Here is a 20,400-nt window from a genome sequence, read left to right on the forward strand (position 1 = left end):
GCGGCGCAGGCGCGCTACTGCGGATGGATCATGGTGGCGTCGTCGAGATCGACCTCGCTGTCGGCGTCGGCCGCGCCCTTGTTGGTGTCGACGGTCGCAGTGACCGACATGCCGGCGCGGAGCAGGTTCTGCTTCGCGACCGACTTCGGTACGCGGATGCGGACCGGCACGCGCTGCACGATCTTGGTGAAGTTGCCGGTGGCGTTGTCAGGCGGCAGCAGCGTGAACACCGAGCCCGAGCCCGCCGCGATGCTATCGACGACACCGGAGAACTTGCGCATGCCGTAGGCGTCGACCTTGATCGTCACCGGCTGACCGGGACGGATGCGCTTGAGCTGGGTCTCCTTGAAATTGGCGTCGATATAGACGTTGTCGAGCGGCACGACGTTGCCGAGCCGCTGGCCCACCGCGACGAAGTCGCCGGCACTGACGAGGCGGTTCGAGAACGTGCCGTCGACCGGCGCGCGCACCGCGGTGAAGGCGAGATCGCGCTCGGCCTTGGCCAGCGTGGTCTTGAGCTCGGCGAGCTGCGCCTGCGCTTCGGCCTGCTGCGCCTTGGCGACGTCGACATTGCTGAGCGCGACGTCGTAGGCGGCCTGCGCAGCCTTGACCGCGGCGGCGCCCTGGTCGCGTCCGGCTTCGGAGCTCTCGAAGGTGGCGCGCGAGGCAAACCCCTTGTTGCTCAGCGCTTGCTGGCGCTCGTAATCGAGGTCGGCGCGCTTGAGACCGGCTTCGGCGGAGACGAGCTGCGCCTTGGCCTGTGCGACCTGGCTGTCGAGCGCCGCGACCTGGCGACCGATGCGATCGATGGTGGCCTGCTGGGTCGCGATCCTGGTCGCGGCGGCGTCGACCGCGATCTTGTAGTCGCCGTCGTCGATGCGGAAGACGATGTCGCCGGCGCGCACCGTCGTGTTGTCGCCGGCGAGGATCGAGGAGACATGGCCCGCAACGCGCGCGCCCAGCATGGTGTTATTGGCGCGGACATAGGCGTCGTCGGTCGCGACGTAGAAGCGGCCAACCAGCGTGTAATAGCCGGCATAGCTCGCGGCCGCGAGCGCCAGCACCAGCCCCACTCCCATCATCACGAATTTGCGCTTGCCGGACTTCGGCGCGCCGGCGGCGGCGGGCGCGTCTGGGGCTGCGGCCGGCTTGTCGGTCACGGGCTGCTCCGGCGCCTCGCTGGGGCGGCGCTTGGTTTCCTCGGCCACATGAGAGCGCAACTGCTCGGCGAGAGCCACAGACGTCTCGGTGGCAGCGTCACCACTCGCGGGCGTCGGCGTCTCCGCGGCGTCCGGGCGAAGGACGCGCGCAGCCTGGTCTCTCACTACGGCCATGAAGGCCTCCCCAAAAAAAAGCGCGATGAGGGACGGCCGCCGTGCGGCCGGGTCCCTCTCGCCGATCCCAAATATCATTGACCGAACGGTTCGGTCAATATAGATAATATTCCCGGGCAGACCCTACTGGCCCGAATCCTTTATTTCGGTTTCATGACCCTCGACCGAAGCAAAAACTTTCCGAGACCCTGAACCAATGGTTGTAGCCGGCCGCGAACATCTGCACGTCATCCAAGAGGAGGACAGCTCCAAACGCCGCCAGATCCTGGACGGGGCCCGCAAGGTGTTCATGGATCTCGGGTTTGACGGTGCCAGCATGGGCGAGATCGCCCGCGCGGCGCAGGTCTCCAAGGGCACGCTTTACGTCTACTTCGCCGACAAATGTGCGCTGTTCGAAGCCATTCTCGAGCAGGAGGCGCTCCAGCACGGACAGGTTGCGTTCAATTTCGATCCGGCACGCGATGTTGAAACCACGCTGAAGGATTTCGGCCGGGCCTACAACCGTTTGCTGTGCCGGCCCGGCGGCGGATCGGCGATCCGCACCGTGATGGCGATCGCCGAGCGCATGCCCGATCTCGGCCGCCGCTATTATGCGCGCGTGCTGGACAAATCCATCAACCGCCTCTCCGACTATCTCAACACCCATGTCGCCTCCGGCGATCTCGCGATCGACGATTGCGATCTGGCGGCGTCGCAGTTCATGGAACTGTGCAAGGCCTCGCTGTTCCTTCCCTTCGTCTTCCAGGCCGCGCCTGCGCCGTCCGAAGAGCGAATGAGCGAAGTCGTCGACAGCGCGACACGGATGTTCCTGGCGGCTTATCGGGCGAAGTAGCCGCGCAAAATAACCTCTCGCCGTCATTGCGAGCGCAGCGAAGCAATCCAGAATCTCTCCGCGGGAACACTCTGGATTGCTTCGTCGCTTCGCTCCTCGCAATGACGGCTGAGTTGCGCCTGTAGAAGTCTCAGCATTATATTTGGGCTCATGTCCCGTGATCTCCGCCCGCCCGTCGATATCCTCCATTACGAGATTGTCCAGGAACAGGCCTCCGCCCTCGGACGGATGGGCCGCACGCTCGAACAGGCGCTGGCGCGCCTGCGCGAGTTCGACGCCGCCCATGCCCTCCCCGAGGTGCCGGCCTCGATGCAGCCGGCCAGGCGCAAGCTGGTGATGGAAGCCGGCCACGCGCTCTGGATGTTCGTGGTGCAGCGTGAGGCAACCGGCCTGCGCGACAGCCGCCACATCATGCGGACCTACAATGTCCCGGCCGAGGTGCAGCTGTGCATGGGGCTGGTCCCAGCACCGTCGAAGTCGGGCTGAAAATGATTCTCGACGGCGCCGGAATACGTGAAGAACAGGTACCGAGAACCGGACATATGCGGTGCAGCGATAACCGGCTTTGCCGCTGGAAAGCCTGATCCGTCTTGCGCTTATGCTCCGATTGCGCGGAGCGCCTTATAGCCCGCGGCAACCGACGCCATAGATTTAATTGTTCCGTCTTCGAGCGCTTTAATCACTTCCTGCAGCGACATCAATACAACTTCGACTCCTGACGCCTCTTCCAATTCGTCAAGGCGTTGACTGCCTGTCAGCGCACATCCGCTCGCAAGGAAAATATGCACTAGATTCGAATTCTTGGTTGAATCGTCAAAGCAAGTTCCGAGGTCGATCATGTCGCTCGGCGAATAGCCGGTCTCTTCTTCAAGCTCCCGCGCTGCTGCCGTCATCGGTGATTCCGACTGAAAGGTGCCGGCCGGGAATTCCAACGTGATTGCCTGCACGCCATGCTTATACTGCCGAACGAGGATAAGATCGTTTTCTCTTGTGAGCGGGACCGCAATAGCCACATTAGGCCGCTGCGAGACAAAGTAGTCGTCAACAACGCGCCCATTGGGCAATTTAACGGTGTCTCGCCGGAGCTTATACCAGCGGTGGTCGAAGGCCATTTCGCTCGACAGTAGTGTCCAAGGCTGAATCAAGAGACCTTCCTCGCTGGTGAGATGGCCGTTTGAGGTTAACTGGCCCGTTCCGGCACTGGCAACTCCAATTCGTCCTGCACCGCGTATAGCAGATTCAATCGCCTGAGCCAGACCGTGCGTGAATCTGGCAATCGAGTGTTCGCGCGCATTGCGCGAGCCGCGCCATGTCCGAAGTGGGAAGGCTGCCCATCATGCTCAACGCGGGAGACTTCCGTCTTGCGCCGGTAGCTGACCTTAATGAGTACACGACCTAGTCGGTCACCTGCTTCCGTAACGCAGCGAGATCGTTGACGACCATCTTGGTTGGGCCGGTCCAGATGATGCCGTCGTCCTGGAGGCGGCTGAGGATCAGGCTGATCGACTGGCGCGTGGCGCCGATCATGCGCGCGAGATTGGCCTGCGTGATGCGGCCGAGCGAGATCGGGCCACTCTCGTCCTGGGCCGCGTTCTCGCATCACGCGCAATCCTCAGTCGTCGGCGTACTCGTCCTCTTCGTGTTTCCGCGCCATGCTCTTGCGCGTCCCCAGCGAGCCGGTCACGGAGGGATCGCGCGCATTCGCATAGGGATTGCGCCCGCCCGCGCGCGCGGCGACCTCTTCGCCGGAGACGGCGGCGGGCTGGCAGATCAGGCGGCGGCTGGCGCGACGCATCAGATCGACGTGGATGTGATCGTAATGATAGACGTTCGAGCCCGGCGCCAGCACCGTGGTAAAATGCACGCAGGCGCCCGACTGCACGTCGCGCAGGAACCCCTGCTCTTCCGGCATGCCGCGCCAGCCATCCTTCACGGTGACGCGGCGGCCGTCGGCGAGCACGAAGGCGGCGATGTCGAGCGCATTGCCGAAGGCGTGCTCGGAAATATGGGCATGCGAATTGCCGTTCATGCCGCGGCAGGAATAGGCGGAGATCTGCTTGATCTCCGCGACGCGGGTGCCGAACCAGCGCATCGCCGAGGGCTGCACAGTGTCGGCGAGCCAACGGTCGAGCTCGGAGACGATCGGACAGGCCAGCGTCGCAACCGGCTTGATCGCGACAGGGCCGACGGCGGTGACGGGATCGCCCCGTGCCGGACCTAGACGCGGCGGCGGCTGCTGCGCGGGCGCCTGCGAGTACGGCGCCGGTCGCGCTGGATAGCTCGGCGCATTCATGTAGCGCGACGCGCCCGCGGCATCGGTACCCTCGGGCGGCAGGTCGATCTCGTCCTCCTGCTGCGCCACGCCGGGCGCATTCAATGGCATCGGACCAGGCGAGGCGCCATAGCCGGACGGCTGCCGCACCGCGCTCTCGGGATAGTTTGAGCGTTGCGGATAGTTCTGGCTCTGCGGGTAATTGGATCGTGGCTGCGTCACCGGCCAGCGCGGCTGGTTGCCGATGCTCCCGGGCGGTCGCAAATCCTCATCGGCAAAGCCGTAGCTGCTCGAGCCTTCGCCGAGGGCGGCGACCTTGAGCGGAAACTCCGCGCCGCACATGCCCGGCCCGGAGATCGGGTCGATGCGAACGAGATCCGGCCCTTCTTTCACCGCGCCCGATTTCAGGCATGCGGCTTCGGCCTCGGCCCGCCACGGTTCACGTTCGGCCTGGAAGACGCCGCGTCCGCAACCCGCTAACGAAACAAGGACGATGGAGCCGACGAGATACAAACGAACTCCGCGCGTCATGCACGCACGTTCGGTGAATTTACTTAAAGACTCTTCAACGTGTTGATTTCAGTGTTCTTTAACCATGTTAGCTCGCGCCAGCAGCCGCCTCTGCCGGTGACGAGCGACAGCAAGGCTGACTTTTTCGGAAAGAGACTTTCTGTTAACCATGACGCTCTCGCGCAGGGCGGCGCGAGCAGCGGGAGCGACCTCATGACGTTCGCCGGGAGACTGAGCGTTATCACCGCGTACCTCGCCATGGCCTTTGTCGGTGCCATCGTGCTCGGCATGATCTAGCGGCTTCAGTCGGAGCTATCGAACGCGTCCCTTACGACCGCGCGCTCCCCTGCCGCGACGTCGTGATCAGCCTCTCCGGCCGCTCTTCGGCTCGCGTCCAGTCGTTGCCGGAACACCAGAAGTGGCCCAGTGCGCAGGCTTCGACGTGGAGCTTGCCGGAGCTCTTCAGCGTCATCGTCGCATAATAGGTGCTGCCGCTGGAGCGGCTGTAGATGTTGCCGGTCCAGACGTCGTGCGTTTTCGGTTTCATGTTGACGAGCACGCTCTCGCCCCTGGTCGATGCTTCGGTCAGCGCGAAGCCGCACAGTGCAGGACCGCAGCGTTCGATGCGAACCGTGCCCTTGGCGCCTGCGCTCTCCCATTCGCCGAGCGGCAAGTAGGCGAGTTCGTCGTCGCTGCGCTCAGGGTTGGTCACGGCCTGCTCGAGCTCCGGCCGCGGCGCGACGACCGGCGCCTCCATGCGCGGCGGATCGAGCGCGACGGTCTTCGGCGGATCCATCGGCGATAGCACCACCCGTGGCGGATTGGAGCTTGGCGCCTGCAGCAGGACAATTGGCTGCGACGTCGTCGAAGCAAGGACAGGAGCCGCCGGCGCCAGTGGAGGCGCGACCGCAATGGCTGGCGCCGGCCTGACCGGAGCCACGGGATAGAGCGGCTGCGGCGGCGGTAGCACCGGCGTCGGCGCCGGTGTCGTATCGACCTCCGGCCGAAAGCTGCGATGGGAGGAAACCGAGACACAGGAAGCCGATCGGCAATTCCTGGGCGACTCGACCTGGAATCGATGACCGCCGATCGAGAACGCGTAGGACCCGGCCTCGGCTGCGGGCGCAATCGCCAGCAACGCGATCAATGTGCCAAGCGAAGTCACAAGCCGCATCATCGGCGCCTCCCTCTGTGTGGCGACGACGTTACACAGATGGAATCGCGGCTGAATGTGCGCTGCCTCACCCAGCGGCGGCGAGCCGTTGTGACGTCCATCACAGAACGTCCGGCCCGCCAGGCGTAGGGTCGAACCACGTTTCATCCACCAGCGACTTCAGTCCCATCGGGACCCACACATTCTTCGGAGGTTGTCATGAACAAGCTCACCATCGCCGCCACTGCCCTCTTCCTCGCGTCCACCGCCGCCGCGCATGCCGGCAATGCGATCTCGTTCCAGATCGAAGGCCAGAACATCCGCATCGAGACGCCGCGCAACTGCGCCTCGCTCAATTGCGTGACCATCGTGGCGCCGGGCTTGTCGGACAAGCCGATCAAACTGAACAACATCAACCTCAAGGGGCTTGGTTCCAAAGACGATGACATCGACACCACGCCGGCTCCGGCCACGACCGCGCAGCCGGCGCCGGCTCCGGCTCCGGTGCAGCAGCAGCCCGTGCAGCAGGCCCCGGTGCAGGCGACCGCGCCGGCAGCGCCGGCTATCGCGGCGCCGAGCACAACGGTTGCCGCTGCTCCGTCCGTCGGCTACGACGCCACGACGCAGACCGCGCCCGTTGCGGCTCCCGCTCCCGCTGCTGCGCCCGCGCCGGTCGCGGTTGTGCCGGCCCCCGCTCCGGCTCCCGTCATCGCCGCGCCTGCACTGGCCGCCAACACACCGATCGGCGTCTGGGCGACCGAAGAGAACAAGGGCAATGTCCGCGTCGAACAGTGCGGCGTCAATCTCTGCGGCTACGCCGCAAAGACCAACGAGCGCATCCTGATCAACATGAAGCCCGACGGCGCGAAGTGGAGCGGCCGCATCCACGATCCCGACTCCGGCCGCAACTACGACTCGACGATCGCGATGAAGGGCCCGAATGCGATGCGCGTGCAGGGTTGCGCCTTCGGCGGCATGTTCTGCGGCGGCCAGACCTGGAAGCGCGTGAGCTGAAGCACCAGGTGCCGTCTCCAACACATGCACATTCTTTGTCATGCCCGGGCTTGTCCCGGGCATCCACGTTCTTAGTCCCGCGCTTCAAGGCGTGGATGGCCGGGACAAGCCCGGCCATGACGGTGGGGAGGCTTGGCCACAAGCTAGCATCGCGGTCCGTTTGAACCTTCACCGCCCCCGTGCGATAGACATTCATCCGCCGTTCACCTGTATCAGGATGATATCGGTCGATCTCACCTCGCGTTTCTCACCGGGACCTCCTCGTGAATTTTATCGTGGCCTGGCGCCGCTTCTTGTTCGCGCTTGTGCTGCTGGCGTTGCCGCCGGCCGGCGCGAGCGTTGCGTTCGCATCCGATGCGATCGAGCTTGCGCAGGCACAGCCACAAGCGCAGCCGTCGCCCGCCCCCTCGCCGACGCCATCGGCTTCACCCGCTCCCGCGACGGAGGCGCAGCCCGCCGCCGTCGAGCCGATCGGCAATGTCGCGACGGTGACGGGCATCGCGACCGTGATCCGCGACAAAAATTCCTATCCGCTGCGGGTGCGCGACGACATCTATCTCAACGACGTCGTGCAGACTTCGTCGAACTCCTCGCTCGGCATCACCTTTGACGACGCGACCACGTTCAATCTCTCCGCCGGCACGAAGATCACTATCGATACTTACGTCTACGAGGACGGCGGCAAGCACAACGCAGGAATCTTCGACATCGGCAAGGGCACGGTCGCCTTCGTCGCGGCGGCGGTGGCAAAGACCGGCGACATGAAGATCACGACGCCGACGGCGACGCTCGGCATCCGCGGCACCACGGGCGTCGTGGACGTGCCGGAAGGCGCGGCCGCGAACAAAGCCAACAACGTCAACATCAAGCTCTATCCCGACGCCGACGGCCGGGTCGGACACATCGACGTCGACGACCGCACGAGCGGGACGCGGCTCGGCGCACTGACGCAAGGCGCGAGCGGTTTTGCGATCCGGCCGGGCGCAGCCGCGGCAGGCGTCATGCGCTTTGCCGCGGTGCCGATCACGATCGCACCACAGCAGATCGCACGCGACCGCGGCTTCGTCAGCCAGGTGCATCTGGCGCAAACCACGGGCCGGCAGATCGTCACCGAGCAACGCGACTTCCGCCGCGCCAATCCGGCCGCGAGCCCGCGCATTCCGCGACCGTTCCAACCGCCGCAACAGCAACAATTGCGGCCGAACACGGCGCCAGGACAACAGCCGCAACAGCCGCAGCGGCCGAACGGTCAACCCGGCCAGAACAACCGTCCAGGCCAGCAACAGCCGGGCGCGCCGGGTCGCCAAGGCAGCCAGCCGCCGCAGCGGCAGGGCCAAGGCGGCGCCGTGCAGCCCGGTACGCCGCGCGCGGGTCAGGGTCAGCAGCAACAAGGCCAGAAGCAAGGCGCGGGACGTCCGGCAGGCCCGCCGCGCGCCGGTCAAGGCACGCAGCCTGACGGCACCCCGCAAACCCGGCCGCAGCGCGGTGGACAGATCCCGGCGCAGCCCGGCGGAGTCGCGCCGCCGCAGCCGGGCGGAACGCAGCAGCAGCCCGGTCCGCAGCCGCAACTTCCGCGCACCGGCATGCAACCCGGCCAGCCGCCCGCCGCTCAACAGCCGGGCCTGCAACGCCCGGGCGGATTCCAGCAGCGCCTCCCCGCCGCGCAACGCCCCGCGGCGCCGCGAAGGCCAGCGCCGGCTCCGAAGGAGAAGGAGCGGCGGTGACTTCTTCCTTCTCCCCTTGTGGGAGAAGGTGGCGCGAAGCGCCGGATGAGGGGTCGCTTCAGCGAACTCAACTGCAACAGATTCGCGCGCCGATAGAACCCCTCACCCGTCTCGCCGCTTCGCGGCGAGCCACCCTCTCCCACAAGGGGAGAGGGGAACTGTCAGCGCGGCTCGACGGCGATGTTGCTAAACTCACTCCTCGCCGCGCAGCCAGGCTTTCATCTTCTGCAACAGACCGTGCCGGAGCTCGCCCACCGAGGCCGCTTCAGCTGGTCTCAGTGTCTGCAAAGCTGCATCGACATCGTCGGTTGCCAGCGTCGGCTCGGGCGCAGGCGAGGATGCAAGCCCCGCCGCCGCGAGCGCGACCGGGCCAACCTGGGTCAGGAATACGCGCTCGTCCTCGCGCGACAGGCGCGCGAGCGCGTCTTCCAGCGTCAGCCAGTCGACGGCCTTGATGTCGTTCATCAGCTTGCGGACGGGACCGCCCCCGGCCTCCATGCGCCAGAAATGCACGACCTTGGAGCGGCCACCGGACTGGTAGACGAGCGTGCCCAGAAATTCGTGGATGGCGACGTCGTGGCCGGTCTCTTCCAGCACCTCGCGATGCGCGGCTTCTCTCGGCGTTTCGCCGTCGTCGAGCTTGCCCTTGGGCAAGACCCATTCGTTGCGCTTGCGCTGGCGCACGACGGCAATCAGCGGCGGCGCACCTCGCCGCAGCACAATACCACCCGCCGCCATGACCGGCGCCCGTGCCATCACCCAATCCGTCGTCGTAGAAACGTCCCCACGAACGATATAGGCGGCCGAGGCGCCGGATTGAAGGCTAGTTTTTTCTCAGCAGCGCTTGACCCGCCCGGATGCGCGTGCCTTCGGCGATGCCGTCGCAGAAGGTGAAATCGCCGGGAGCGAGGATGATGATGGTCGAGCCATGCTCGAACCAGCCAAGCTCCTCGCCCTTGCTCACGTTGACGTCGCAGGGAAAATTGACCGGCCCCCTGGTCTGCGCATTCAGCACCATGTCGAGGAAATGCAGACGGATGCTTGCGACCAGGATCGCGGCGACCGGTACCAGCGTCACGGCTTCGCCGGTTGGCAGATGCGTGCGGATCACCGCGCGCTCGTTCTTGCAAAACAGACGCTCGACCCGCTTCAGCGCGATCGGGTTGACGTTCCAGACATCGCCATGGATCAGCGTGACGCGCTCAATATGCGCGTCAAAGGGCGCGTGGAAGCGGTGATACATGCTCGAGGTCAGCCGCAGCGTGACGAAGGAGCCGTCGCGGTGCTGGTCGACCAGCGCGGAATCGCCGAGCAGATCGAGCAGCGAGTACGGCGCGCCCTTGACCTGGAACAGCTCGGTGTCGGCGATCCGGCCATGGGCGCCGACGATGCCGTCGGACGGGCTGGCGACGATGGAGGGGTCCGGATCAAAGGGTCGCAGGCCGGGCTTGAGCTCCCGGGTGAAGCAGTCGTGCAGACTCCTGAAATGGGTCTTGCGCGCCTCCGTGAGATCCAGGTCGGAGAACAGCTTCCACAGCGCGATGGAGCCGTCCCGCACCAGCGGGTTCTCGATCTTCGAGAACCAGCCCATGAAGCGGGTCAGCGCGGCGCGAGGGATGCGGTTGGTCAACAGGAAGTTGAGGTCTTCCTGCTGGGTGAAAGAGGCGATGAGGGCTTTGACTGTCATGAATCTGTCAGCTCGCAGTATTAGCGCTTGTTGTCATGGAAACGACACTCCCGATTCTTTCTTTGTCCGTGGCCGCCGCAGCGTCCGCTGCCGCCGCCTTCCCGAAAATCAAGGCGCGGATCGAATTGTCCCGCGCCAAGCACCGCTCGCTCGCCGGACATTCCAAGATGTCCCGCCGCGTGGCCAAGCTGCTTCCGTTCTACGAATTCGAAGGCGATGCGTACTTCGCCTGCGACGGCGCGCCGGCGAACGTCGCAACGCAGCGCAAGGACGGCTTCTTCCGTCTCGCAAGCCTCTACGCCGAGCGCTACCCCAAGGGCCGCGCGATGACGAAGGAAGCGGCGGAAAAGATCTCCGACCTGCACTTCACCGAAACCTACCGCGTGCCGTTCCAGTTCTCGCGTCTCGTTCGCGAGCATTTGGGCACCTCGACCTTCGTGGAGTCCTCGCGCGGCGTCACCGTCACGGATGTCGACGGCAACATTTCCTACGATCTCACCGGGTCCTACGGCGTCAACATCTTCGGCAACGACTTCTACAAGGAGTGCATCGAGGGCTCCGAGAAGCGCGCGCACGCGCTCGGACCGGTGCTCGGCCCCTACCATCCCGTCATCCTCGAGAACGTGGCGCGGCTGTGCCAGATATCGGGCCTCGACGAAGTGTCCTTCCACATGTCCGGCACCGAGGCCGTGATGCAGGCGGTGCGGCTCGCGCGCTACCACACCAGGCGCACCCATCTCGTCCGCTTCGCCGGCGCCTATCACGGCTGGTGGGGCGACGTGCAGCCCGGCGTCGGCAATCCGATTCCCGCGCACGAGACCTACACCCTCGCCGAGATGTCGGAGAAGACGCTGCACGTGCTGCGGACGCGCAAGGACATCGCCTGCGTGCTGGTCAACCCGCTGCAGGGGCTGCATCCGAACGGCAATGCGCCCGGCGATTCCTCGCTGGTCGATTCCTCCCGCGGCGGCAGTTTCGATCGCGCGGCCTACACCGAATGGCTGAAGAAGCTGCGCGACGTCTGCACGGAGCGCGGCATCGTGCTGATCTTCGACGAGGTCTTCGTCGGCTTTCGTCTCGCTGCCGGCGGCGCCCAGGAATACTTTGGCATCAAGGCCGACATGGTGACCTACGGCAAGAGTCTGGCCGGCGGCCTGCCGGTCGGCGTCGTCTGCGGCAAGAAGGAGCTGATGCGCCGCTTCAACGACGACCGCCCCGCCGACATCTGCTTCGCCCGCGGCACCTTCAACTCGCATCCCTATGTCATGACGGCGATGGACGAGTTCTTGAGTCGCCTGGCCAGCCCGAACTTCCGCGCCATCTATGACGGACTGGACGCCACCTGGAACGGCCGCGCGCAGAAGCTCAACCAGATGATGGAGGGCGCGGACCTGCCGGTGCGGTTCGCCAACTTCTCCTCGATCTGGACCGTGAAATACACCACCCCGTCCCGCTACAACTGGATGCTGCAATATTATCTGCGCGCCGAGGGCCTGGCGCTGAGCTGGGTCGGCACCGGACGGCTGATCTTCAGCCTCAACTACACCGACGCCGACTTCACCGAAGTCGCCGAGCGCTTCGTCCGCGCCGCCGAGAAGATGAAGGCCGACGGCTTCTGGTGGCACGATGGCGTGCTGACCAACAAGACCATCAAGCGGCAGATCCTGAAAGAGATGCTCGCCAAGCGCTTCGGGCGCTGAGGTTCTTCCTTCCACCACGGTCAGTCCGGGGCACAGCCTCTCCTCTCCCTCTCCCCGCTCTTCGCGGGGAGAGGGAGAGGAGAGGGGCTGCCTCCGCAATCAAGGTGAGAGCTGGACTCGCGGAGAGCCCCCCTCACCCGGATTTGCGTGACACGCAAATCCGACCACTCCCCGCACGCGGGGAGAGGTGAAGGAAGCACCGCGTTCGCGGCTCCCAACACGTGGATGCCCGGGACGAGCCCGGGCATGACGTAGCCAATCGACATCGGAGTATCTTGTGAGAAAAGCGCGCTCAGGCGTGCTGCTCTTCGAGCGTGGGCTCGCCGATGAGGCCCAACGTATGCTCGGGCTTGAGGTGCAGGCCGGGGTCCATCAGCTCGCCGCGCATCAGCGCCAGCGGCGCGTTGCGGTAGAGCATCAAATCGTGGAAGGGGTCGGTCAGGATCTTCGTCATCCAGACGAGGCCGGTCTCGACGTCGCGGATGAAGAACAGGTGCACCGTCCGGAACATCAGACCGCCGCCGCCGACCACGAGCCAGATCTTGGCGACCTGCCGCATGAAGTCGGTCGCGCCAACCCAGGGCGTGAACAGTCCGAACGACGTGGGATCGACCAACAGGACCACCGGGGACAGCGCCCAGATCGACATCAGCACCACCTTGCGCTGAAGATTGTAGCCGACCTTGATTTCTTCCTTGTGCTCGTGCGTCGCCTGGTTGATCTGGTCGTAGCCGTGCGGCTCGAAGAAGAAGTGACCGGCCTGGCGCGAGGTCATCGAGACCAGCCAGCCGACCAGCGCCGAGATCATGGGATCGACGAACAGCCAGACATAGGCGAACAGGAAGCTCAGCGCGCTGACGAAGTGCAGGCTCTGATTGATGCGGCTGTGGTGATAGTAGCGATGGTCGTCCCAGCGCTGGATCCGCAGCTGCTCGAGATAGTTCTTGATCATGCTCTCCCCCAAATGCTTTCGGGTTCAGGATTTACAGAGATTCGATGTAGGCCGTGTGACATCATCATTTTGTCATGTGACGATGTGCAGCGACGCGGTGACGCACGCGAACGGCGGCTCACGCCGCCTTGGCGACGTCAAGCTTGCGGAAGCGCACCAGCGAGAAATGACCGAGCGGCGGGATCAGGCGGCGCTCGGCGAGTTCGATGCCGTCGGCACCGGCCAGCCATTTGGCGTAACGCGACCAGGCGAACTCGGCGGTGCGGAAGCCGAGCGGACGCACCACCGGCTGCAACTTCTGCTCGATGAAGCGACGCATGCCGGCGTCCGCGCTGACGCGGGTCAGGATGATCAGCTCGCCGCCCGGGCGCAGTACGCGGGCGAATTCGTCGAGCGCGACTTCCGGATTCGGCACGGCGGTGACGACATATTGCGCCATCACGACGTCGAAGGAGTTGTCGGGAAATTCGAGCTTCTCGGCATCCATCACCGCCAGGCCCTCGACATTCTTCAAGCCGCCCTCGGCAACGCGCTGGCGCGCCTTGTCGAGCATCGCCTCCGAGATGTCGGTGCCGAAGATGCGCAGATGCGGTGCGTAGAGCGGCAGCGAGATGCCGGTGCCGACGCCGACCTCGAGCACCCGGCCGCCGATCTTGTTGGTGGCCGCGATCGCGGCCTGCCGGCCCTTGGCGAACACGCCGCCGAACACGAGGTCGTAGACGGGTGCCCAGCGATCATAGGCCTGCTCGACCGTGCCACGGGTGAGATCGAGCTGCTGGGTGCCGTCAAGGTTCATGATCTTAGCCATCGATGAGGTTCTCGCTGTGGTCGAACGGGATCAGCCGCGCACCGGCCGCCGCGCCATGATCGGCGAGGCGCGCAAGGCACGGCTGGGCTGAAGTGAGGTGAGGTTGCCGACGAACTGGCGCGCGCTCTTTTCCCAGGAGCGCTCCAGCGCGAAGTTGCGGCAGGTCTGGCGCGACATGGTGAGCGCGCGCAGGCACGCGGCGCGCAGATCGTGATCAATCGCGCCGATCGGATGATCGGCGATGACGTCCTTCGGACCCGTCACCGGAAACGCCGCAACCGGCGTGCCGCAGGCGAGCGCTTCGAGCTGCACCACGCCGAACGTGTCGGTCAGGCTCGGAAACACGAACACGTCGGCGGCGGCGAGATGCGCGGTGAGATCGGCGCCCTTTTTCTCGCCGAGGAATACCGCGTCGGGATATTTCTTTTCGAGCGCGGCCTTCTGCGGGCCGTCGCCGACGACGACCTTGGTGCCGGGCAGGTCGAGCGAGAGGAACGTCTCGAGATTCTTCTCCACCGCCACGCGGCCCATCGTCATGAAGATCGGGCCGGGCAGATCGAGCCTGGCCGGAGAGCCGGGATGGAAGAGCTCGGTGTTGACGCCGCGCGTCCAGAAGCCGAGCCGCTTGAAGCCGCGCTCGGAGAGCTCCTGCCGCAACGAGGGCGTCGCGACCATCGTCATCGCGGCGGCATCGTGGAAGTGGCGCAGCACGGCATAGCCGACACTCGCGGGGATGCCGGTCCGCACCGAGACGTATTCGGGAAAGCGCGTGGTGTAGGAGGTGGTGAAGGCGAGCCGGTTGCGACGGCAATAGGCCCGCGCCGCCCAGCCGATCGGCCCTTCGGTCGCGATGTGCAGCGCCTCGGGCGCGGCCTTCTCGATCCGCCGCGCAATCTCCTTGCCGCTCGGCAGCGCAATGCGCAGCCCCGGATAGGTCGGCAACGGCCACGACCGAAAGCCGTCCGGCGTCAGGAAGTCGATCTCGACATCCAATGCCTTGGCCGCGCCAGCCAGCGAGGTCAGCGTCCGCACCACACCGTTGACCTGCGGATGCCAGGCGTCAGTCGCGATTAATACCCGCATGGGAAATTCCCGAGATTTTTATGATTCTCGGCTTACGACCATCAACCACGGATATTTCAGGCGTGTGACGTCATGGAAGTGTCGGCCCGCTGTTTTGTTCGTTAACGGGTCCGCGCAGCCACGAAACCGTCATGAAACAATCCTTGCCGCCATGAAGCCGTTTTCGGTTTTCCGCGCAAACGTCCCGAAACTTCTTTCCGTTAGTGAATTACGCAACAGAGCACCGAAACGGTGCCGGGGTGACCAAGAAACACCGCGCAACAGGGGCGACCAATGATCAATCTGGAGACGTTGAAGACCTATTCGCGCGCCGTTGCGTTTGGCGCAGTGGCTGTCACCGCGATCGCGATCGCCGGCCCGGCCAAGGCCGCGCCCGTGCAGCTCTTCCCCTTCTTCCAGCCGCTGCCGCCGATCGCAGCGCCGCAGCCGTATCAGCCTTATCAAGCGACGCCCTATCAAGCCGCGCCGTCCGAAGATCAGGACGCCGTCGAAACGCCAGCCCGCTTCCGTCGCCAGACCGTCTCCTACGCAACGCGTGAGGCGCCCGGCACCATCATCATCGATACACCCAACACCTACCTCTATCTCGTGCTCGGCAACGGCCAGGCGATGCGCTATGGCATCGGCGTCGGCCGCGACGGCTTCACGTGGTCCGGCACCCAGTCGGTGACCAAGAAGGCCGAGTGGCCGGATTGGACCCCGCCGCCGGAAATGATCGCCCGCCAGCCCTATCTGCCGCGCCACATGGCCGGCGGCCCCGGCAACCCTCTCGGCGCCCGCGCCATGTATCTCGGCGGCACCATCTACCGCATCCACGGCACCAATGCGCCCGACACCATCGGCAAGCACGTCTCGTCCGGTTGCATCCGCCTGACCAATGACGACGTCGCGGATCTCTACTCCCGCGTCAATGTCGGCACCAAGGTCATCGTGCTGCCGATGACGGAACGCCGCGCGGATCTCGGCGCCGCGACGCGGTAAGCAACAGGACATTGTGACGCAAACGGCCCCGGAACCCACCGGGGCCGTTTTCGTTTGCCCTCGGCATCCCGATGCGCGCGCTGCGGCGCGATCCCCCATGGAGGCGCGAGTGCAATCAAATCCGCAAACGCCGCAAGGCACATGGCTGCGCGCGATCGTCAGCGCCGGCGCTCTGACGCTATTGCTGACCGCGCCCGCCTCGCGCGCACAGCAGCCGGCGAGCGACGACGCAGCCCAGCAAGCCTTCAACAATTCTTGCCGCACCTGCCACTCGGTGAAAGAGGGCGACAATCGTCTGGGTCCCCACCTCAATAAAATCGTCGGACGCAAGGCCGGCTCGCTGCCGAACTACAATTATTCCTCGTCGATGAAAGAAGCGGGCTTCGTCTGGGACAAGGACAAACTCACCCGCTTCATGGTCAAGCCGGACGAGATCGTATCCGGCAACAAGATGCAGCCCTATGGCGGCATCTCGGCGGAAGAAGCGGCGAAGGTGGTTGCTTATTTGCAGGCGGCATCAAGCTCGCAATGACGGCGCTGGCGCTGCGTGTTCAGGTTCGCATCAGAAATCGCGGCGCATCCTTCGAGACGCCCGCCTCTGGCGGGCTCCTCAGGATGAGGGCGGAGTGCGTGGCCGTTAATCCGTCCGAAGCGCTTGCACCAAACCGCCGATGCCAGTTAGCCTCATCCTGAGGAGCGCGCCCTTGCGCGCGTCTCGAAGGACGAGGCGGGCACGATGACAGAAGGCGCGTACCTCTACATTCTCAGATGCACCGATGGCAGCTACTACATCGGAACGACGCGCACGGAGCTTGAGATCAGAATCGCGCAGCACAACGCCGGCACATTCGGCGGTTACACAAAGTCTCGCCGGCCTGTGACGTTGGTCTACTCGCAGTGGTTCGACCGCATCACCGATGCGATCGAATGTGAGAGGAAGCTCAAGAAATGGAGCCGCGCCAAGAAAGAAGCCTTCATGCGCGGCAATTTTGCCGAGCTGCATGAATTGGCCAGGCGCGGATCTCATCATCCTTCGAGACGCCCGCCTGCGGCGGGCCCTCAGGATGAGGGCGGAGTGTAAGGCTCCGAGTTGCAAGCGAGACCTCGGCAAATGCCTACCGCGACCCGCAGGATGCCCGTTGAGCCTCATCCTGAGGAGCCCGCGTGAGCCGGCGTCTCGAAGGACGAGGCGGGCACCACGCGGGACTACTTACGCCGCCCGGCCCCGCCGCTCCGCAATCAGCCTCAGCCATGCCGCCGAATGAAACGCGCTCATCAAGAGATACATCGACACCATCCCGCCGAGCATCGCCCCATGTCCGGAGCCACACAGCATGTCGGCCGGGCCGTCGAGCACGGCCGTCAGCACGGCCATGATCGCAAAGGTCGGGGTCGCCGCCAGCCCCAGCCATCCGGCGAGGTGGCGCGCGGCCACCACGCCGTTGCGGCTCGGGCCGGCAGTTGCGCTGACGGGACTAGTCACGTCCTTCAGCCGCCTCCTCGCGAAAAGCCTTCTCGCCGGCGGTCGAGATCTCGACCCATTTCTTGTCGGGTGCCGCACCTTCGCTGTAACTGTCGTGCCAGTTCCACCATTTGTAGGTCGGCGTCTGCGGATAGCCCTTCGGCGAATCCTCCCAGACCTCCTGGCGTCCCAGCGGCGTGATGTCGAGGTAATTCCAGGTGCCGCCCATCTGCTCGTCGCCGCGGCTCTTGACGAAGTAGGTGCGGAAGATCCGCGTCCCATCGCGGAAGAACACGTTGGTCCCGTGCCATTCGTCGACGCCGAAATCCGCATCGAAACTGTCGGTGACGGTGACCCATGGCATGGTCCAGCCCATCCGCTGCTTCAGCCTGCTGATATCGGCCTGCGGCGCGCGCGAGGCGAACACCAGCGTGGTGTCGCGGGCATTGAGATGCGCGACATGGGCAACCTGGTCGGCCACCATAGAGCAGCCGCGGCAGGCATGATCCGGCCAGCCGAACACGCCCGGCTCGAAGAAGGCGCGGTAGACGATCAGTTGTCGCCGGCCCTGAAACAGGTCGTGCAGACTGACCTTGCCGCCGGGCCCCTCGAACGCATAGGTTTTGGTGACTTCCATCCACGGCATGCGCCGGCGCTCGGCGGCCAGGGCGTCGCGGGCACGGGTATGCGCCTTTTCCTTCACGAGCAGTTGCTGACGGGCGGCCTCCCAGTCCTGCGGCGACACCACCGGCGGTGTTTGCATGGCGGCCTGTCCGTTATTTCCCGCGTTGTCAGCTGATGTCATCATGGCTCTCCAACTTTTCCCGGGCGGCCGTTCCGGATCTCGCGATGGAAGATGCGGAACCGCTCGGCCCTGGCCGCACATTGTCGGCGGTCAACGATCTCTCGCACTGGACGGTTGCGTGGTGGGAGTAACAAGTGTGGCGGGATTTGAATGGAGTCGCTGATCACGGCCGCGGCGCGCGCGCTCCAAGCCGGCGATCCGCTCGGCGCGCTGAACCGCGTTGCGCTGCGCAACGATGCACCTTCGCTGGCGTTGCGTGGCATCGCGATGGCGCAGCTCGGCGATCTCGCCACGGCGAAGACATTGCTGCGCAGCGCCGCACGCGCCTTCGGCCCGAAAGAGGCGGTCGCGCGCGCCAGGTGCGTGGTGGCGGAGGCCGAGATCGCGCTCGTCTCGCGCGACCTGAACTGGCCGGCCAACACGCTCGCGGCCGCGCGAGCGACGCTCGCAAGCCACGGTGACCTCGCCAACGCCGCCCATGCGGGTCACATCGAGGCGCGCCGACTTCTCCTTCTCGGACGTCTCGACGAGGCCGAGCGCACGCTGGCCGAGATCAACACCACGCCGTTGCCCCCTGCTGCGCAGGTCGCCCGCGAGCTCGTGATCGCCGGCATTGCCATCAGGCGGCTGCGAACGAAAGCCGCGCGCGCGGCACTCGGGCGCGCGGCGAGCGCAGCACGGCAGGCCGGCATTGCCGCGCTTGCGGCCGAGGTCGAAGGCACGAGCCGCGTGCTCGACACGCCCGCAGCGCGCCTGATCACGCGCGGGCACGAACGGCCGTTGCTGCTCAAGGAGGTCGAGGACCTCGCGACGTCGGAGGCGCTCGTGGTGGACACGTTCCATCACGCGGTTCGCCGGCGAGGCATCCTCGTGCCGCTCGGAAGGCGGCCGGTGCTGTTCGCGCTCGCCCGCATCCTGGCGCAGGCCTGGCCGGCCGATGTCTCGCGGGAAGCGTTGATCACGGGAGCGTTTCAGGCAAGGCATGTCGATGAATCGCATCGCGCCCGACTGCGCGTCGAAATCGGACGGCTCCGCACAAAACTCAAGCCTCTCGCCGATGTCAGCGCGACCAGCCAAGGTTTTGCGCTGACGCCGCGCAACACGCGGCAGGTTCTCGTCCTCGCACGACCCATCGAGGAAAAGCACGCCAATGTGCTCGCCTTCCTCTCCGATGGCGAGCCCTGGTCGAGCTCGGCGCTCGCGCTGGCGCTGGGAACGAGCGCGCGCACCGTGCAACGCGCCCTCGAAGAGCTGGCGCGATCGAACAAGGTGCAGTCCTTCGGACACGGACGGGCGCGGCGCTGGATGACGCCGCCCGTCCCGGGTTTCCCGACAGGCTTGTTACTCCCGGGACCGCTCATGAAGACGTAAGGTGGGATTCACACCACAGGGACCCAGCAGATGAAACGTTCAGCCGCCGAGATCGTCAGGGAATACGGGCCCTATGCAGGCGTCGAAGCCGTGCACGGCGTCACCTATGACGGCGCCCATGTCTGGTTCGCGTCCGGCGACAGATTGAACGCGGTCGATCCGGCCGATGGCAAGATCACCCGCTCCATCGATGTCGCCGCGCATGCGGGAACGGCATTCGACGGCCGCCACTTGTTCCAGATCGCCGAGGACCGCATCCAGAAGATTGACGCTGCGACCGGCAAGGTGCTCGCCACCATCCCCGCACCCGGCGGCGGCGGCGACTCTGGATTGGCCTGGGCCGAGGGCTCGCTCTGGGTCGGACAGTATCGGGAGCGCAAGATCCATCAGGTCGATCCCCAGACGGGGAAAATTCTCCGCACCATCGAAAGCAAGCGCTTCGTCACCGGCGTGACCTGGGTCGACGGCGAGCTCTGGCACGGCACCTGGGAAGGCGAGGACAGCGACATCAGGCGGATCGACCCCGAGACGGGCAAGGTGCTGGAGCAGCTCGACCTGCCCGCCGGGACCATGGTGTCAGGATTGGAGTCCGATGGCGGCGACCGCTTCTTCTGCGGGGGCGGAGATCGCGGCAATGTGAGGGCGGTCCGCCGTCCGAAGCGCAGCTAGGGTGTGCCATGACGAATGCGCGGCAATTGCGCGATCGCAGCCG

At 65.4% G+C, this 20,400-nt stretch carries 23 protein-coding genes; 11 read left to right on the forward strand and 12 right to left on the reverse strand.

Going from position 1 to position 20,400, the window contains the following annotated elements; genetic code table 11:
* Nucleotides 1-14: 14 nt before the first annotated feature.
* On the reverse strand, nucleotides 15-1,334 hold the full coding sequence (locus AC0L3J_RS17865) for an HlyD family secretion protein (RefSeq protein ID WP_473347928.1): 1,320 nt from the start codon (nucleotides 1,332-1,334) through the stop codon (nucleotides 15-17).
* Nucleotides 1,335-1,530: 196 nt separating this feature from the next.
* Between AC0L3J_RS17865 and AC0L3J_RS17870 the strand changes: the two genes are divergently transcribed.
* Nucleotides 1,531-2,166, forward strand: a complete 636-nt coding sequence (locus tag AC0L3J_RS17870) for a TetR/AcrR family transcriptional regulator (RefSeq protein ID WP_247401820.1) — start codon at nucleotides 1,531-1,533, stop codon at nucleotides 2,164-2,166.
* Between the two features lie 150 nt (nucleotides 2,167-2,316).
* Nucleotides 2,317-2,652: a DUF6665 family protein gene (locus tag AC0L3J_RS17875; RefSeq protein WP_473347929.1), complete on the forward strand. Its 336-nt coding sequence runs from the start codon at nucleotides 2,317-2,319 to the stop codon at nucleotides 2,650-2,652.
* 110 nt (nucleotides 2,653-2,762) lie between these two features.
* On the opposite strand, the gene AC0L3J_RS17880 is transcribed toward AC0L3J_RS17875, so the two are convergent.
* The 3 genes from AC0L3J_RS17880 to AC0L3J_RS17890 form a co-directional block, all read right to left on the reverse strand.
* The gene (locus AC0L3J_RS17880; protein ID WP_473347930.1) at nucleotides 2,763-3,311 is read right to left on the reverse strand and encodes an NUDIX hydrolase; all 549 of its coding nucleotides are present in this window, start codon (nucleotides 3,309-3,311) and stop codon (nucleotides 2,763-2,765) included.
* 250 nt (nucleotides 3,312-3,561) lie between these two features.
* Nucleotides 3,562-3,732 carry a helix-turn-helix domain-containing protein gene (locus AC0L3J_RS17885; RefSeq protein WP_473348028.1) on the reverse strand — a complete coding sequence of 57 codons (171 nt, stop codon included), beginning with the start codon at nucleotides 3,730-3,732 and terminating at the stop codon, nucleotides 3,562-3,564.
* Nucleotides 3,733-3,778: 46 nt separating this feature from the next.
* Nucleotides 3,779-4,969 carry an extensin-like domain-containing protein gene (locus AC0L3J_RS17890; RefSeq protein WP_247358615.1) on the reverse strand — a complete coding sequence of 397 codons (1,191 nt, stop codon included), beginning with the start codon at nucleotides 4,967-4,969 and terminating at the stop codon, nucleotides 3,779-3,781.
* Nucleotides 4,970-5,008: 39 nt separating this feature from the next.
* On the opposite strand from AC0L3J_RS17890, the gene AC0L3J_RS17895 reads away from it, so the two are divergent.
* Nucleotides 5,009-5,245, forward strand: coding sequence for a hypothetical protein (locus tag AC0L3J_RS17895; RefSeq protein WP_473347931.1), 237 nt, complete (start codon nucleotides 5,009-5,011; stop codon nucleotides 5,243-5,245).
* A gap of 31 nt (nucleotides 5,246-5,276) precedes the next feature.
* On the opposite strand, the gene AC0L3J_RS17900 is transcribed toward AC0L3J_RS17895, so the two are convergent.
* Nucleotides 5,277-6,125 (reverse strand): DUF2147 domain-containing protein, encoded by an 849-nt coding sequence (locus AC0L3J_RS17900; protein ID WP_473347932.1) that lies wholly within the window; start codon nucleotides 6,123-6,125, stop codon nucleotides 5,277-5,279.
* A gap of 195 nt (nucleotides 6,126-6,320) precedes the next feature.
* On the opposite strand from AC0L3J_RS17900, the gene AC0L3J_RS17905 reads away from it, so the two are divergent.
* Together AC0L3J_RS17905 and AC0L3J_RS17910 are read left to right on the forward strand one after the other, a co-directional pair.
* On the forward strand, nucleotides 6,321-7,115 hold the full coding sequence (locus AC0L3J_RS17905) for a DUF2147 domain-containing protein (protein ID WP_473347933.1): 795 nt from the start codon (nucleotides 6,321-6,323) through the stop codon (nucleotides 7,113-7,115).
* Nucleotides 7,116-7,387: 272 nt separating this feature from the next.
* Nucleotides 7,388-8,839 (forward strand): FecR family protein, encoded by a 1,452-nt coding sequence (locus AC0L3J_RS17910; RefSeq protein ID WP_473348029.1) that lies wholly within the window; start codon nucleotides 7,388-7,390, stop codon nucleotides 8,837-8,839.
* A gap of 192 nt (nucleotides 8,840-9,031) precedes the next feature.
* Here AC0L3J_RS17910 and AC0L3J_RS17915 read toward each other — a convergent pair whose 3' ends face one another.
* Nucleotides 9,032-9,595, reverse strand: a complete 564-nt coding sequence (locus AC0L3J_RS17915; RefSeq protein ID WP_473347934.1) for an NUDIX hydrolase — start codon at nucleotides 9,593-9,595, stop codon at nucleotides 9,032-9,034.
* A 67-nt stretch (nucleotides 9,596-9,662) separates the two neighbouring features.
* Nucleotides 9,663-10,526 carry an archaetidylserine decarboxylase gene (gene asd / locus AC0L3J_RS17920; RefSeq protein WP_473347935.1) on the reverse strand — a complete coding sequence of 288 codons (864 nt, stop codon included), beginning with the start codon at nucleotides 10,524-10,526 and terminating at the stop codon, nucleotides 9,663-9,665.
* A gap of 35 nt (nucleotides 10,527-10,561) precedes the next feature.
* Here asd and AC0L3J_RS17925 point away from each other — a divergent pair, with 35 nt between their 5' ends.
* The gene (locus AC0L3J_RS17925; protein WP_473347936.1) at nucleotides 10,562-12,226 is read left to right on the forward strand and encodes an aminotransferase class III-fold pyridoxal phosphate-dependent enzyme; all 1,665 of its coding nucleotides are present in this window, start codon (nucleotides 10,562-10,564) and stop codon (nucleotides 12,224-12,226) included.
* A gap of 292 nt (nucleotides 12,227-12,518) precedes the next feature.
* Here the strand turns inward: AC0L3J_RS17925 and AC0L3J_RS17930 are convergent, their stop codons facing one another.
* The 3 genes from AC0L3J_RS17930 to AC0L3J_RS17940 form a co-directional block, all read right to left on the reverse strand.
* Nucleotides 12,519-13,178 carry a hypothetical protein gene (locus AC0L3J_RS17930; protein ID WP_473347937.1) on the reverse strand — a complete coding sequence of 220 codons (660 nt, stop codon included), beginning with the start codon at nucleotides 13,176-13,178 and terminating at the stop codon, nucleotides 12,519-12,521.
* Nucleotides 13,179-13,296: 118 nt separating this feature from the next.
* A complete protein-coding gene (locus AC0L3J_RS17935; RefSeq protein WP_473347938.1) occupies nucleotides 13,297-13,986 on the reverse strand; it encodes a class I SAM-dependent methyltransferase in 690 nt (229 codons plus the stop codon).
* A gap of 30 nt (nucleotides 13,987-14,016) precedes the next feature.
* A complete protein-coding gene (locus AC0L3J_RS17940) occupies nucleotides 14,017-15,069 on the reverse strand; it encodes a glycosyltransferase family 4 protein (RefSeq protein ID WP_473347939.1) in 1,053 nt (350 codons plus the stop codon).
* Between the two features lie 273 nt (nucleotides 15,070-15,342).
* Here AC0L3J_RS17940 and AC0L3J_RS17945 point away from each other — a divergent pair, with 273 nt between their 5' ends.
* From AC0L3J_RS17945 to AC0L3J_RS17955, 3 genes are all read left to right on the forward strand, one after another.
* Nucleotides 15,343-16,050 carry a L,D-transpeptidase gene (locus AC0L3J_RS17945; protein WP_473347940.1) on the forward strand — a complete coding sequence of 236 codons (708 nt, stop codon included), beginning with the start codon at nucleotides 15,343-15,345 and terminating at the stop codon, nucleotides 16,048-16,050.
* Nucleotides 16,051-16,147: 97 nt separating this feature from the next.
* On the forward strand, nucleotides 16,148-16,582 hold the full coding sequence (locus AC0L3J_RS17950) for a c-type cytochrome (RefSeq protein WP_473347941.1): 435 nt from the start codon (nucleotides 16,148-16,150) through the stop codon (nucleotides 16,580-16,582).
* 204 nt (nucleotides 16,583-16,786) lie between these two features.
* On the forward strand, nucleotides 16,787-17,131 hold the full coding sequence (locus AC0L3J_RS17955) for a GIY-YIG nuclease family protein (RefSeq protein ID WP_473347942.1): 345 nt from the start codon (nucleotides 16,787-16,789) through the stop codon (nucleotides 17,129-17,131).
* A gap of 129 nt (nucleotides 17,132-17,260) precedes the next feature.
* Here the strand turns inward: AC0L3J_RS17955 and AC0L3J_RS17960 are convergent, their stop codons facing one another.
* Together AC0L3J_RS17960 and AC0L3J_RS17965 are read right to left on the reverse strand one after the other, a co-directional pair.
* A complete protein-coding gene (locus AC0L3J_RS17960; protein ID WP_473347943.1) occupies nucleotides 17,261-17,533 on the reverse strand; it encodes a hypothetical protein in 273 nt (90 codons plus the stop codon).
* On the reverse strand, nucleotides 17,526-18,320 hold the full coding sequence (locus AC0L3J_RS17965) for a DUF899 domain-containing protein (protein WP_473347944.1): 795 nt from the start codon (nucleotides 18,318-18,320) through the stop codon (nucleotides 17,526-17,528). Before AC0L3J_RS17965 ends, AC0L3J_RS17960 begins: the two co-directional genes overlap by 8 nt.
* A 147-nt stretch (nucleotides 18,321-18,467) precedes the next feature.
* Between AC0L3J_RS17965 and AC0L3J_RS17970 the strand changes: the two genes are divergently transcribed.
* Entirely contained in the window at nucleotides 18,468-19,688 is a 1,221-nt protein-coding gene (locus AC0L3J_RS17970; RefSeq protein WP_473347945.1) for a helix-turn-helix domain-containing protein, read from the forward strand.
* Between the two features lie 30 nt (nucleotides 19,689-19,718).
* Nucleotides 19,719-20,357: a Vgb family protein gene (locus AC0L3J_RS17975; RefSeq protein ID WP_473347946.1), complete on the forward strand. Its 639-nt coding sequence runs from the start codon at nucleotides 19,719-19,721 to the stop codon at nucleotides 20,355-20,357.
* Nucleotides 20,358-20,400: the final 43 nt, after the last annotated feature.

The sequence above is a fragment of the Bradyrhizobium sp. Kon37 genome (assembly GCF_055807535.1).

What these genes read in the sequence shown, in the direction of transcription:
- AC0L3J_RS17970 (WP_473347945.1), top strand. Translation starts at nt 18,468, where the DNA reads ATGGAGTCGCTGATCACGGCCGCGGCGCGCGCGCTCCAAGCCGGCGAT.
- AC0L3J_RS17975 (WP_473347946.1), top strand. Translation starts at nt 19,719, where the DNA reads ATGAAACGTTCAGCCGCCGAGATCGTCAGGGAATACGGGCCCTATGCA.
- AC0L3J_RS17900 (WP_473347932.1), bottom strand. Translation starts at nt 6,125, where the DNA reads ATGATGCGGCTTGTGACTTCGCTTGGCACATTGATCGCGTTGCTGGCG.
- AC0L3J_RS17905 (WP_473347933.1), top strand. Translation starts at nt 6,321, where the DNA reads ATGAACAAGCTCACCATCGCCGCCACTGCCCTCTTCCTCGCGTCCACC.
- AC0L3J_RS17965 (WP_473347944.1), bottom strand. Translation starts at nt 18,320, where the DNA reads ATGATGACATCAGCTGACAACGCGGGAAATAACGGACAGGCCGCCATG.
- AC0L3J_RS17955 (WP_473347942.1), top strand. Translation starts at nt 16,787, where the DNA reads ATGACAGAAGGCGCGTACCTCTACATTCTCAGATGCACCGATGGCAGC.
- AC0L3J_RS17930 (WP_473347937.1), bottom strand. Translation starts at nt 13,178, where the DNA reads ATGATCAAGAACTATCTCGAGCAGCTGCGGATCCAGCGCTGGGACGAC.
- AC0L3J_RS17915 (WP_473347934.1), bottom strand. Translation starts at nt 9,595, where the DNA reads ATGGCACGGGCGCCGGTCATGGCGGCGGGTGGTATTGTGCTGCGGCGA.
- AC0L3J_RS17940 (WP_473347939.1), bottom strand. Translation starts at nt 15,069, where the DNA reads ATGCGGGTATTAATCGCGACTGACGCCTGGCATCCGCAGGTCAACGGT.
- asd (WP_473347935.1), bottom strand. Translation starts at nt 10,526, where the DNA reads ATGACAGTCAAAGCCCTCATCGCCTCTTTCACCCAGCAGGAAGACCTC.
- AC0L3J_RS17870 (WP_247401820.1), top strand. Translation starts at nt 1,531, where the DNA reads ATGGTTGTAGCCGGCCGCGAACATCTGCACGTCATCCAAGAGGAGGAC.
- AC0L3J_RS17890 (WP_247358615.1), bottom strand. Translation starts at nt 4,969, where the DNA reads ATGACGCGCGGAGTTCGTTTGTATCTCGTCGGCTCCATCGTCCTTGTT.
- AC0L3J_RS17950 (WP_473347941.1), top strand. Translation starts at nt 16,148, where the DNA reads ATGGAGGCGCGAGTGCAATCAAATCCGCAAACGCCGCAAGGCACATGG.
- AC0L3J_RS17945 (WP_473347940.1), top strand. Translation starts at nt 15,343, where the DNA reads ATGATCAATCTGGAGACGTTGAAGACCTATTCGCGCGCCGTTGCGTTT.
- AC0L3J_RS17935 (WP_473347938.1), bottom strand. Translation starts at nt 13,986, where the DNA reads ATGGCTAAGATCATGAACCTTGACGGCACCCAGCAGCTCGATCTCACC.
- AC0L3J_RS17865 (WP_473347928.1), bottom strand. Translation starts at nt 1,334, where the DNA reads ATGGCCGTAGTGAGAGACCAGGCTGCGCGCGTCCTTCGCCCGGACGCC.
- AC0L3J_RS17925 (WP_473347936.1), top strand. Translation starts at nt 10,562, where the DNA reads ATGGAAACGACACTCCCGATTCTTTCTTTGTCCGTGGCCGCCGCAGCG.
- AC0L3J_RS17875 (WP_473347929.1), top strand. Translation starts at nt 2,317, where the DNA reads ATGTCCCGTGATCTCCGCCCGCCCGTCGATATCCTCCATTACGAGATT.